The sequence below is a fragment of the Streptomyces sp. NPDC003011 genome (genome assembly GCF_053591515.1).
Genome location: NZ_JBSFTY010000024.1, coordinates 89,033 through 100,911, shown reverse-complemented (window position 1 = coordinate 100,911; position 11,879 = coordinate 89,033). Strand labels below are relative to the sequence as shown.

Annotated in this window: 13 protein-coding genes; 7 read left to right on the top strand and 6 right to left on the bottom strand. The window is 73.7% G+C overall.

Features of this window, described 5'->3' with window-relative positions; all coding sequences use genetic code 11:
* Positions 1–114 precede the first annotated feature (114 nt).
* The gene (locus tag ACWD0J_RS14985; RefSeq protein ID WP_451496215.1) at positions 115–735 is read right to left on the bottom strand and encodes a TetR/AcrR family transcriptional regulator; all 621 of its coding nucleotides are present in this window, start codon (positions 733–735) and stop codon (positions 115–117) included.
* A 104-nt stretch (positions 736–839) separates the two neighbouring features.
* On the opposite strand from ACWD0J_RS14985, the gene ACWD0J_RS14980 reads away from it, so the two are divergent.
* Complete coding sequence (locus ACWD0J_RS14980) at positions 840–1,034, top strand: DUF6243 family protein (protein ID WP_451496214.1); 195 nt, start codon at positions 840–842, stop codon at positions 1,032–1,034.
* Here the strand turns inward: ACWD0J_RS14980 and ACWD0J_RS14975 are convergent, their stop codons facing one another.
* The 3 genes from ACWD0J_RS14975 to ACWD0J_RS14965 form a co-directional block, all read right to left on the bottom strand.
* Positions 1,035–2,036, bottom strand: a complete 1,002-nt coding sequence (locus ACWD0J_RS14975; protein WP_451496213.1) for a small ribosomal subunit Rsm22 family protein — start codon at positions 2,034–2,036, stop codon at positions 1,035–1,037.
* 352 nt (positions 2,037–2,388) lie between these two features.
* Entirely contained in the window at positions 2,389–3,603 is a 1,215-nt protein-coding gene (locus ACWD0J_RS14970) for a serine hydrolase domain-containing protein (protein WP_451496212.1), read from the bottom strand.
* Positions 3,516–4,949 (bottom strand): multidrug effflux MFS transporter, encoded by a 1,434-nt coding sequence (locus ACWD0J_RS14965; RefSeq protein ID WP_451496211.1) that lies wholly within the window; start codon positions 4,947–4,949, stop codon positions 3,516–3,518. Before ACWD0J_RS14965 ends, ACWD0J_RS14970 begins: the two co-directional genes overlap by 88 nt.
* An 87-nt stretch (positions 4,950–5,036) precedes the next feature.
* Between ACWD0J_RS14965 and ACWD0J_RS14960 the strand changes: the two genes are divergently transcribed.
* Complete coding sequence (locus ACWD0J_RS14960) at positions 5,037–6,071, top strand: Gfo/Idh/MocA family protein (RefSeq protein WP_451496210.1); 1,035 nt, start codon at positions 5,037–5,039, stop codon at positions 6,069–6,071.
* Between the two features lie 199 nt (positions 6,072–6,270).
* Here the strand turns inward: ACWD0J_RS14960 and ACWD0J_RS14955 are convergent, their stop codons facing one another.
* On the bottom strand, positions 6,271–6,597 hold the full coding sequence (locus tag ACWD0J_RS14955) for a nuclear transport factor 2 family protein (RefSeq protein WP_451496209.1): 327 nt from the start codon (positions 6,595–6,597) through the stop codon (positions 6,271–6,273).
* Positions 6,598–6,765: 168 nt separating this feature from the next.
* Between ACWD0J_RS14955 and ACWD0J_RS14950 the strand changes: the two genes are divergently transcribed.
* The 4 genes from ACWD0J_RS14950 (at position 6,766) to ACWD0J_RS14935 (ending at position 10,058) form a co-directional block, all read left to right on the top strand.
* A complete protein-coding gene (locus tag ACWD0J_RS14950; RefSeq protein WP_451496208.1) occupies positions 6,766–7,323 on the top strand; it encodes a DoxX family protein in 558 nt (185 codons plus the stop codon).
* Positions 7,324–7,367: 44 nt separating this feature from the next.
* Entirely contained in the window at positions 7,368–7,772 is a 405-nt protein-coding gene (locus tag ACWD0J_RS14945) for a MazG-like family protein (protein ID WP_451496207.1), read from the top strand.
* 238 nt (positions 7,773–8,010) lie between these two features.
* Positions 8,011–8,454, top strand: a complete 444-nt coding sequence (locus ACWD0J_RS14940) for a hypothetical protein (RefSeq protein WP_451496206.1) — start codon at positions 8,011–8,013, stop codon at positions 8,452–8,454.
* Positions 8,451–10,058 (top strand): multicopper oxidase family protein, encoded by a 1,608-nt coding sequence (locus ACWD0J_RS14935; RefSeq protein ID WP_451496205.1) that lies wholly within the window; start codon positions 8,451–8,453, stop codon positions 10,056–10,058. The genes ACWD0J_RS14940 and ACWD0J_RS14935 overlap by 4 nt, the downstream gene beginning before the upstream one ends.
* A gap of 51 nt (positions 10,059–10,109) precedes the next feature.
* Here ACWD0J_RS14935 and ACWD0J_RS14930 read toward each other — a convergent pair whose 3' ends face one another.
* Positions 10,110–10,925: an AfsR/SARP family transcriptional regulator gene (locus ACWD0J_RS14930; RefSeq protein WP_451496204.1), complete on the bottom strand. Its 816-nt coding sequence runs from the start codon at positions 10,923–10,925 to the stop codon at positions 10,110–10,112.
* 269 nt (positions 10,926–11,194) lie between these two features.
* Here ACWD0J_RS14930 and ACWD0J_RS14925 point away from each other — a divergent pair, with 269 nt between their 5' ends.
* Entirely contained in the window at positions 11,195–11,803 is a 609-nt protein-coding gene (locus ACWD0J_RS14925) for a response regulator (RefSeq protein ID WP_451496203.1), read from the top strand.
* Positions 11,804–11,879 lie beyond the last annotated feature (76 nt).

Sequence of the window (11,879 nt, the reverse complement as noted above, 5' to 3'; positions counted from 1 at the left end):
GTGTCCGGCACGGTGTCCGACGAAGCGTCCCGGCGCGGCGCCCGGCACAGCGCTGAGCGGGGCGCCCGGCACGGCGCCCGATCCGGCGCTCAGCGCGGCGTCCGGCGACGGCGCTCAGCGGGGAGCGATTCCGTGGAGGGCGTAGTCGACGAGGGTGTCGGTGTACTCGTAGGAGATCGGGCCCGTGTACTGGAGCCAGCGCTGGGCGAGGGGGGAGACCCACAGTTCGAGGGCGATGCGCGGGTCGACGTCCCGGCGGACCTGGCCGGCCTCCTGCGCGGCGCGCACCCGGTCGGCGTACAGCTGGAGCGACGGTTCGAGAAGCTTGGCCATGAAGACCCGGCCGAGCTGCTCGTCGACCACGCCCTCGGCGGCCAGGGCACGGGACGGGGCTTCGAAGCGGGGGTCCTTGAGCTGGTCGACGGTCAGCCGCAGCACGGCCTTCAGGTCGGCGGCGAGGTCACCGGTGTCGGGGATGACGTACGTGTCGTCCCCGCCCGCCTCCCGGCCCGCCTGTTCGCTCAGGTCGAGGAACGCCTCCAGCAGGACGTCCGCCTTCGACGACCACCAGCGGTAGATCGTCTGCTTGCCGACGCCGGCGCGGGCGGCGATGCCCTCGATGGTGGTCCTCGGGTAACCGACCTCGGCGACGAGCGCGAGGGCGGCGTCGTAGATCGCGCGGCGGGACCTCTCGCTGCGGCGGGTGGTGTCGGGGGCGGTCTTCTGGTCGGTCATGGTTCGAATTTACCAGGTTGACAAGACGCTCCGTCTCGCCGACAGTGGAGGAGTCTGAACGAGACGATACGTCTCGTCAGCTTGCCGAAGAGCGAGGAGACCTCATGTCCCGAGGTGGAGCAGGAAACATGCTGGGCGTCGGCGGCACCCGGAAGAAGCTGGGCCGCAACGCCCTGCGCGGGGGTGAACGCGGCGGCCGGATCGGCGGCGGGCTGGATTCCCAGGCCCAGAAGCGGGAACTGCTGCGCAGGCTCCAGGAGAAACGGCGGGAGGAGGTCACCGGCACCGAACCGTCGTGATCAGGGCCGGTCCTGTCGGTCCGCCGGGGGCCAGGGGTCGCCCCAGTCCGCGTCGCGGGCCGCCTTGTAGAGGTCGCCGTGGCGTTTGGTGACCGTGCGGCGGCTCAGCTTCTCGTCGGGCTCGCACAGGTCGAGCAGCACCTGGCCCTTGCGGATCTGCGGGCGCCGGACCACCCGGGAGGGGGCCGGCGCCACGGGCAGGCGGGCGGCCGCGACGTAGGCGAACTTCTCGTCCTCGTAGGCGAGGGAGCCGCCCTTGACCTGGCGGTGCAGGGAGGAGCGGCTGACCCGGGCGGAGAAGTGGCACCAGTCCTCGCCGGGGACGATGGGGCAGGCGGCGCTGTGCGGGCAGGGAGCGGCGACGTGGAAGCCGGCGGCGATCAGCCGGTCGCGGGCCTCGATCACCCGGGCGTAACCGTCGGGGGTGCCGGGTTCGACGATCGCGACGGCCTGGGCGGCGGCCGCGGCGGCGTCGACGAGGGTGGCGCGGTCGGGGGCGGTGAGCTCGTTGAGGACGTACGACACGGTGACGAGATCGGTGCTCTCGATGGTGAGCGCCGCTCCGATCCGGGAGCGCTGCCACCGGGCGCCGCGCAGGGCCGGGTTGGCGGCGGCGATCTCCCGGCCGAGGGTCAGGGCGGGTTCGGCCCAGTCGAGCACGGTGACCGGGCGTTCGCCGCCCCAGGTCGCGCTGACCGCCCAGGTCGCGGCGCCGGTGCCGCCGCCGACGTCGACGTGGCCGGCGGGGGTCCAGTCCGGTACGGCCTGCGCGAACGCCTCCAGCGCCGAGCGCACCGCCTCGAAGGTCGCGGGCATGCGGTAGGCGGCGTACGCGGCGACGTCGGCGCGGTCGCGGAGGATGGGAGTGTCGGTCGGAGTGGCACCCCGGTAGCTGGCGATCAGCCGGTCCACCGCCTGCGCGGCCTGCCTGGGCGGAAGCCCGTCGAGCAGGGTGGCGAGGGCGGCGCGCAGGGTCTCAGCCGGGGGTACGGGGGCGTTCACCCGGCGATTCTACGGGCGCCGCGCCCCGGGGCGGGCTCGCCGGGGCAGCCCTCAGCAGGGCGGGCTCGCCGGGACGGCCCCCACCAAGCAGGCACGCCGGGACGGTCCCACCAGGGCACGCACACCACGACCACCCCCACCAAGGCACGCTCGCCAGGATGGCCTTCGCCAGGGGGCTCCGCCCCCGGACCCCCGGTTCATGGCGGTCCGCGCCCGTCTCGGCCGGGCAAGAGGTGACCTTGCACCCGGCTCGGCAGGCGGAGAGGCAGCTCGTGCCGGCTCGGTGCGCCGAGCGTGACCGTCGCCGCGGCTCCCGCTCCGTCCCCGCATCCCCCGCCCCGTATCCCCCGCTCTACATGCCCCGCACCGCCCGCGCCATCCGCGTCCCCGCCGCCGCCCGGGGTCTGCTGTCCGGGGGCCGTCTTCGGGGGTGGACGGTGTTGGCCAGGAGGACCAGGAACGTGTCCGTCGCCTGGTCCAGGACCAGGGAGGTGCCCGTGAAGCCCGTGTGGCCCGCCGCTCCCCGGCCCGCCAGTGCTCCCATGAACCAGGGCTGGTCCAGGGCGAAGCCCAGTCCCGGCGGGGTCAGCAGGAGTTCGACGAAGTCGGGGCCGAGGATGCGGGCCGGACCGTACGCGCCGCCCGCGAGCAGGGCGCGGCAGAAGACCGCGAGATCCCGGCCGGTCGAGAACAGGCCCGCGTGACCGGCCACGCCGCCCAGCGCCCAGGCGTTCTCGTCGTGGACCTCGCCCCGCAGCATGCCCCGGTCGGCCTTGGCCCAGGGCCGCCGCTGGTCCTCCGTGGCCGCCGCGCCGGGGCACGGGCCGAAGCGGGTCGCCGTCATGCCCAGCGGGCGGGTGATGCCGTCGTGGACGAGGACGTCGAGGGTGCGGCCGGTGAGGCGTTCCAGGACGTGCTGGAGGAGGATCGGGTTGAGGTCGGAGTAGGTGTAGGTGCCGGGCACGCCGACCGGGGGCTCCGCGCGGAGCAGGTGCAGGCGTTCCTCGGCGTCGGCGCAGTCGTACAGCGGGAGTTCGGGCCGCAGCCCGGAGGTGTGGGTGAGAAGTTCCCCCACGGTGATGCCGTGCTCGGCGGCCGCCCGGAAGTCCGGCAGATACGCGCCGACCCGCGCGTCGATGCCCAGCGTGCCCCGCTCGATCTGCTGCACGGCGGCGACCGCGGTGAACAGTTTGGTGAGGGAGGCCAGGTCGAAGGGGGTGTCGACGGTCGCGGGGACCCGGGCGTCGGGCGGCAGTTCCACGCCCGTGTCCGTCTCGGGGTCGTAGGAGGCGTACCTCACGGCCCAGCCCGCCGCCTCCTCGACGGCGATCACCGGGCCGCGCCCGGCCACCACCACGGCGCCAGCCGCCCAGGGGCGTTCGCCGACGGTGAGGTCGTGGATCTCCCGGACCAGGTGCCGCAGCTCCTTCCCGTCGAGTCCGGCTCGTTCCGGTGTGTCGTGGCGCAGTCTCGGTGCGCTCAGTTCCCCTCCCCCAGGCTCCCGGCGTCGCGCGGGCGGGAAGGAGCCCCGCCCTCCGCGGTCGCACGCGCGTTCCAGGGACGGCACATTCCCACGAAGCAGGCACCCGCCACCAGTACGGCGCCCAGTTGGACGAGCGCCATCGGTACGGCGGTGTCCTCGCCGGCGATCCCGACCAGGGGCGCGGCGACGGCGCCGACCAGGAAGGACGAGGTGCCCAGCAGCGCGGAGGCGGCGCCCGCGGAGTGGTCGACGCGCATCAGGGCGAGCGCCTGGGCGTTGGGCATCGTCAGGGCGATCGCGGACATCACCACGAACAGCCCGGCCGAGACCGGTACGAGCCCCACCTCGCCGAAGACGCCCGCCGACATCAACAGCAGCGCGGTCGCGGCGAGCCCGAGGACGACGAGGCCGACGGCGAGCACCTTGTCCAGGCTGACCCGGCCGACCAGCAGCTTGCCGTTGATCTGCCCCATGATCACCAGCCCGACGGAGTTGGCGCCGAACAGCAGGCTGAAGGTCTGCGGGGAGGCTCCGTAGATCTCCTGGATGACGAACGGGGACGCCGAGATGTAGGCGAAGACCACGACGAAGGCGAAGCTGCCGGTGAGGACGTATCCGGTGAAGACGCGGTCGGCGAGCAGGCTCCGCATGGAGCGCAGGGCCTCGCCGACGCCGCCGCCGTGCCGGTCGGCCGGTGCCAGGGTCTCGGGCAGCCGGGTCCACACCAGGACGGTGAGCGCGATCCCGACCACCGTCAGGACGACGAACACGCCCCGCCAGTCCGTCACCCGCAGGACCTGCCCGCCGACGAGCGGCGCGACGATCGGGGCGACCCCGGAGACCAGCATGAGCTGGGAGAAGAAGCGGGCCATGGCCACGCCCTCGTACAGGTCGCGTACGACGGCCCGCGCGATCACTATCCCGGCCGCGCCCGCGAGGCCCTGCACCAGCCGGAACGCGACGAGGAGTTCGACGGTGGGCGCGAGGGCGCACACGGCGGTGGCGGCGACGTAGACCATGAGGCCGACGAGCAGGGGGCGCCGGCGGCCCCACCTGTCGCTCATCGGGCCGACCACGATCTGGCCGAGCGCCATGCCGACCAGGCAGGCGGTGAGCGTGAGCTGCACGGTCGCGGCGGGCGCGGAGAGGGACCTGGTGACCGCCGGGAGGGCGGGGAGGTACATGTCCATGGCCAGCGGGGGCGTCGCGGTGAGGCCGCCGAGGACGAGGGTGACGAGGAAACCGGTGCGGCGCAGGCCGGGGGGCGGGCCGGCGTGGGATTTGGCGGTCGGGAGTTCGGCAGTCGGGGGTTCGGCGGTCGGGGGTTCGGCGGTCGGGGGTTCGGCGGTCGGTTCCGTCGGCGGCTCCGTGGCCTTGTGCGACACGGCCTGTCGCGGCTCGTGCGGTGTCGGCGCCCCGCGCTCGGGCATGTGCCCCTCCCTTTCCGAGTGATCCGCCACCTATGCTCTCAGCTCGTACGGAGTGCCGAGGGTCATGTGAGCGAGGGTGGGGCCGGGATGACGGAGCAGAGGGTGCGCTGGGGGATCCTGGCGACGGGCGGGATCGCGGCGGCGTTCACCGCGGACCTGGTGGACCTGCCGGACGCCGAGGTGGTGGCGGTGGCCTCGCGGACCGAGGAGTCGGCGAAGGCGTTCGCGGACCGGTTCGGGATACCCCGGGCGTACGGCGACTGGGAGTCGCTCGCGCACGACGCGGACGTCGACGTCGTGTATGTCGCCACCCCGCACGCGGCGCACCGCGCGGCGGCCGGCCTGTGTCTGGCGGCCGGGCGGAACGTGCTGTGCGAGAAGGCGTTCACGCTGAACGCGCGGGAGGCCGGGGAACTGGTCGCGCTGGCGCGGGAGCGCGGACGCTTCCTGATGGAGGCCATGTGGATGTACTGCAACCCGCTGATCCTGCGGCTGGCCGGGCTGGTGCGGGACGGCGCGATCGGCGAGGTGCGCAGTGTGCACGCCGACTTCGGGCTGGCGGGGCCCTTCCCGCCCTCGCACCGGCTGCGTGATCCGGCGCAGGGCGGGGGCGCGCTGCTGGATCTCGGCGTGTATCCGGTGTCGTTCGCGCAGCTGCTGCTCGGGGAGCCCTCGGACATCGCGGCGAGAGCGGTGCTCTCCGACGAGGGCGTCGACCTCCAGACCGGAGCACTGCTCTCCTGGGACAGCGGTGCTCTCGCTTCGGTGCACTGCTCCATCATCGGCGGCACCGCCACCACCGCCTCCGTCACCGGCTCGCAGGGCCGCATCGACCTCCCGTACGGCTTCTTCCACACCGACCGCTTCGTGCTGCACCGCGACGGCCGCGACCCGCAGGAGTTCACGGCCGGCCCGGAGGACGGGACCCGGGCCGGTCTCCAGCACGAGGCACTTGAGGTGATGCGGGCCCTGCGGGCCGGCGAGACCGAGTCGCCGCTCGTCCCGCTCGACGGCACCCTCGCCGTGATGCGGACGCTCGACGCGATCCGGGACCGCGTCGGCGTCCGCTACCCGGGAGAGGCCCCGGACCAGGACCCCTCGGCCGCGCTCACGCCGGCGTGAGCCCGGCCGCGCCGCCCGTCGTAGAAACCCTCAGGTACCGGCGACGGCGATGCCGTCACGTGGGGCGCGGCTGAGCCGGGGCGGCAGCGTCGGAAACCGTCGTCGAAGCCATGCCCGGACACGCCGGGGGCTGGAGTGCGCGCGAAGGCAAGGCCCGGCGCGGTCGTCGGGCACGCTCCGCGGGGTGACGGGGTGGGGTTCAGGCCTGGCCGGTCTCGAAGCGGGAGATCCTGCCGTCCTCGCCGATCGTGAAGCTCCAGCGGGTGCGCATCTCGCCCCAGGTGTCGTTGCGGTAGCGGGCGAGGAGGGCCCGGCCGCCCCGGGACTCGTTGTCGACCTCGATGTGACCGTGGGTGAAGAAGATCTCCCGGTCGATCCAGTCGTCGAGGTCGCGGTCGGCACCGTCGTCCGCCATGGTCGCGCCGGGGGCGAGGAGCGCCAGGAAGGCCTCGCGGTCATGGGCGTTGACGGCGCTGACGAAGGCCCGGACGGCCGGGTCGCTCAGCTTGGCTGTCTGAATCGTCATGCCCGTCAGACTCACACCGCTCCCGGGGGCCCGCCACCCGAACGGCGCCCCGGACGGGACCGCGAAGCGCGGGGAGTGCGACGGTGGCACCGCGGAGGGGCTGTACCTCTCGCTGTTCCTCTCGCTGTCCCTGTCGTCCCTTCGTCCTCTTCGTTCCGGGAGACCCTCGTGACCTCTTACGACCGACGTGATCTGGGCCTGCTGCTGCTCCGGCTGGGCACTGGCGGGGTACTGGCCGCGCACGGCGCGCAGAAGCTGTTCGGGTGGTTCGGCGGACACGGGCTGGAGGGCACCGGCCAGTTCTTCGAGTCCGTCGGGTACGCGCCCGGCAGGGAGAGCGCCGCGGCGGCGGGGCTGGCCGAGGCCGGCGGCGGCACGCTGCTCGCGCTCGGCCTGGCGACCCCGGCGGCCGGTGCCGCGGCGGCCGGGGCGATGGCGGGCGCGGCGGCGGTGCACACGCCCAACGGCTTCTTCAACCAGGGCGGCGGTTACGAGTACGCGGCGAGCCTGGGCCTGACGGCCGCCGGTCTCGCCGTCACCGGGCCCGGCCGGCTCTCCCTGGACCACGCGCTCGGCCACGCGGTCGACCGGAACTGGATGGTCCCGGCGGCGTTCGCGGCGACCGGGCTGGTGACGGCGCTGGTCGTGGGCGCGCGCAACCGGCGGCTGCGGAAGGCGGAGGAGACCGAGCAGGAAGCCCTGTTCGAGGAGACGTTCGACGAGTAGGGGCACGGTGTCCGGCGGGCGGGGCGGCGTGGCAAGCTGCCCGCATGACTGATCAGGCCACCTCCCGCGAGCCGGCCGAGGACCGTCCCGGATCGGCCGAGGACCTTGCCAGGCCGGCCGAGGACCTTGCCGGGCCGGTCCCGGATCTCTGGAGCACCATCGACGAGCTGTGGGCCTGGCTGGAGGCCAGCCGGCCGGTCGGGGGCGACCAGGCCCGGCTGTTGCAGATGCTGAAGCTGTCGGAGGAGGTCGGCGAGGTCGCCGAGGCGGTGATCGGGGCGACCGGCCAGAACCCGCGCAAGGGCCACTCGCACACCTGGGAGGACGTCCAGGACGAGCTGTGCGACGTGGTGATCACGGCTCTGGTGGCTCTGCGCACCCTCACCCCAGACACCCGCGAGGTCTTCGCCCGGCACCTGGCCCGGGTGAGGGAACGCTCGCTCGGCTGACCGGGCCCGGCTGACGGGGCGTTCGGCCCGGCCGGCCGGGGTGTCAGCCGCGGGACCGTGCCCTCGCCGTCGGCCGGCGGCGGCAGGGAGCCGTCCCGGTCGGCGGCGAGGCCGTGTTCCCCGCCGTGTCGGCCTGATCGTCGCGTCTCGGTGCGGTCGAGCCGGGGTCCAGCGGGTGTCGTCAGACTCGGGGCGGCGCGGCGGCTGCGGATGCCGTCGGCGATCCGGAGTGATGCAGATGTTCCCGTCACCGGACGCGGACACCGAAGCCGCGGCGCCGACGAGGATGACGCGCCGCTGGCCGCTCACCGCACTGCGGGGATGCACCTGCGTGCTGCTGCTGTTGACGCTCGCGCAGCCCGTGCTGGCCGGGATGTTCGTCACCGGCGACACCGACCTGCTGGACCTGCACGCCCTCAACGCCACCCTCGTCTCCGTCATGAGCTGGCTGACCGTCGCCGCCGCCGTCACGCTGTGGCGCCCGGGCGGCGGTCCGGTGTGGCCGGCCGGGCTGACGCTGGTGATCGCCGGCCTCGTCGAGGCGCAGAGCGGGTTCGGCTACGCCCGTCAGCTGGCCCTGCACATACCGCTGGGCGTCGCGCTCGTCGCCGGGCTGACCGCGCAGACGTACTGGGTGTTCGCGCACCGGGCGGATCGCCCGGCGGAGAACGGGAGTCGATGACCATGCGGCCGAGCCGACGGGCCCTGCTGAAGGCGGCCACCGCCACCGGGCTCGCCGCGGCGGGCCTCGGGGCCGCCGGGTGCGGGGCGCTGACCCGGGAGGTCTCGGGCGAGCAGCTCACCAGCCGGGCGCGGCTGCCCGCCCCGTTCGGGGTACCGCTGCCGGTGCCCGTGACGGCGACCGCCGCCCGGGGCCGGGACGGCGCGGACCACTACGAACTCGTCCAGCGGGCCGCCCGCCTGGAGATCCTGCCCGGTCTGCGGACCGAGGTGTGGGGCTACGACGGCCGGTTCCCGGGGACCACCCTGGTGGGCCGGTCGGGGCGCACCACGACGGTACGGGTGCGCAACGAGCTCCCCGTGCCGACCTCCACGCATCTGCACGGCGGGGTCCAGACTCCCGGGTCGGACGGCTCGCCTCTGGACCTCGTCGTCCCGCCGGGGTACGAGGGCCCTGGCTCGCCCGCCGGGCACTCGCAGCCGGGCCACGGGGCGCACGCCGGGCACATGCGGACGCGGCCGGGCGACTGGACGTTCTCGCCGGGCGCCAAGACGTACACGTATCCGCTGGGCCAGCCCGCCGCGACGCTCTGGTACCACGACCACCGGATGGACTTCAGCGCACCGCAGGTGTGGCGCGGGCTGGCCGGGATGTTCCTGGTGCGCGACGACGTGGAGGACGCGCTGCCGCTCCCCCGGGGCGAGAAGGACATCCCGCTGATGATCTGCGACCGGGCCTTCGAGGAGGACGGCGCGCTGCGCTACCCCTCCCTGGATCCCTCGCTCACCGGCCGGCCGGGCGTCGAGGACGCGTACATGGAGGGCGTGACCGGGGACGTGGTGCTCGTGAACGGGGCGCCCTGGCCGGAGTTGGAGGTCTCCGCCACCCGTCACCGGTTCCGGATCCTCAACGCGTCCAACGCGCGCCGCTACCGGCTGGAGCTGGAGCCGGGCCCGCGCGAGGGCGCCGGGTTCGTCCAAGTGGGCAGCGACGCGGGGCTGTTGGAGCGTCCGGTCCGGCACGACGCGCTGCCGGTGGCGCCGGGGGAACGGTTCGACGTGGTCGTCGACTTCGGCGCGTATCCGGTCGGCTCGACCGTCACCCTGGTCAACACCCTGGGGACGGGAGGCACCCGGTCGGTGCTGCGGTTCCGGATCGTCCGGCGGGAGCGGGAGACCAGCCGGGTTCCGGAGCGGCTCGCCGGCGTGGAGCCGGCGGTGACCGGGCGGCCGGTGGCCGAGCGGCGGTTCGACTTCCGGCTGACGTCCGGGGGCGGCGGGGAGCTGTGGACGATCAACGGGCGGCCCTTCGACAGCGCCCGGATCCTGGCCAGGCCGCGTCTCGGCACCGTCGAACGGTGGCGGTTCAGCAGCGACTTCCACCATCCCGTCCATCTCCACCTCGCGCACTTCCTGGTGGTCGCCCGGGGCGGGCGGGCACCGCTGCCCAGTGACGCGGGCTGGAAGGACACGGTGGACGTGCGGCCGTACGAAGTGGTGGACGTGCTGGTGCGGTTCCGCGGGCACCGGGGGCGGTACATGGTCCACTGCCACAACCTGGAGCACGAGGACATGGCGATGATGGCGAACTTCGAGGTCGTGTGAGGCCCTCGGCCGTCGGAGTCCGGGTGGGGCCGGACTTCCCACGGCCGTGATTCACGCGGCGAACATGTCCAGCACCCGGCGGCCCGGTCCGCGCTGCGGGTGTTCGAGCAGCAGGTCCCCGCCGAGGATGGCCCGCTGGAGCCGCTGGAGCCGGGGTGAGGGGTCCAGGCCCAGGTCCTCCACCAGGCGGTGGCGGAGCTTGGTGAAGGCCGCCAGCGCCTCGGAGGGCCGGCCGGAGCGGTAGAGCGCGATCATGTGCTGGGCGTGCAGGCCCTCGTGCAGGGGCTGACGGGCCGTCAGGACAATCAGTTCCGTGAGGAGTTCGGCGTGCCGGCCGAGGTACAGCTCAGCGTCGATACGGCGTTCCAGCACACCGAGCCGGCTCTCCTCCAGGCGTACCCGCTCGATCTCCAGCACGGCGCCGCAGCGGATGTCGGCCAGCGCCGGGCCGCGCCACAGGTCGAGCGCCTCGCCGTACACCTTCACCGCGGCCTCGTCCTCACCGCTGTCGAAGAGACGCTGGCCCTCCTTGGCGAGGCGGTCGTACTCCAGGACGTCCACGCAGCCCGTGGGCATGTTGAGGCAGTAGCCGCCGTGCCGGTAGACGAGGATCTCCTTGGCGTTGCAGCGGCCGCGCACGGAGGCGTCGATCAGGCGGCGCAGCCGCAGGATGTAGGTCTGCAGGGTGGTGGACCCGGTGCGCGGAGGGTCGTAGCCCCAGAGCTCCTCCATGAGCGTCGACACGGGGACCACTCGGTTGGCGTGCAGGGCCAGCAGCGCCAGGATCTGGCGCATCTTGGCCGCGGACGGCAGGACCGGGGCGCCGTCCTTGTCCGCGTTGAGCGGCCCCAGCAGGGTGATGTCCATCTTGGTCCCCAGGTGGCTAGGAAGGGACGTACGAGGCGTTCGGTCCCCCGTACTGTGCGAAGTACATCGACGGTCCCATGGGCGGGACCCCGGCCGACAGTGCAAGGGTCCCCGGTCGGCGGTGACCGGGTCAGGGGGCGCGGTATGAAGGATTCACGGCTCGTTCGGCCGGGAGGGCGGGCGAGTCGGCCCGGATGCGGTGACCGTTCGAATACCATGCGTGCGGGTGCGTGCGCGCCATGACGGCCGTACGACGGGGGAGGTCTGGCTTGATCCGCATCGTTATCGCCGAGGACATGCACATGGTGCGCGGTGCCCTGGTGGCACTGCTGGAGATGGAACCCGATCTGAAGGTGGTCGCCCAGTTCGATTCCGGGGACCGGCTGGTGCCGACCGCGCTCGAACTGCGGCCGGACGTCGCGATCGTGGACATCGACCTGCCCGGGCTCGACGGACTCAGCGCGGCCGACCAGTTGCGTACGGCGGTGCCGGCCTGCCGGGTGCTGATCCTGACCAGCCTCGGCCGGCCGGGGACGTTCCGGCGGGCCATGGCGGCGAAGGTCTCCGGGTTCCTGCTGAAGGACGCCCCGCCGGACCAACTGGCCGACGCGGTACGGAAGGTGGCGGCGGGGGGACGGGTGATCGACCCCCAACTGGCGCTCGCCGCCTGGGAGGTGGAGGAGAACCCGCTGACCCGGCGCGAGGTCGAGGTGATGAGACTGGCCGCCGACGGAGCGGAGGCGATGGAGATCGCGACCCGCCTCTTCCTCTCCATCGGCACCGTGCGCAACTACCTCACCAGCGCGGTCACCAAGCTCAACGCCCGCAACCGGGTGGACGCGATCCGGATCGCCCAGGACAACGGGTGGCTGACGTGAGGCGGTCGGGCGGGACCGGCGACGGCTGACCGACGCCGACGTGACGCGCGTCGACGTGACGCGCGTCGACCTCGCG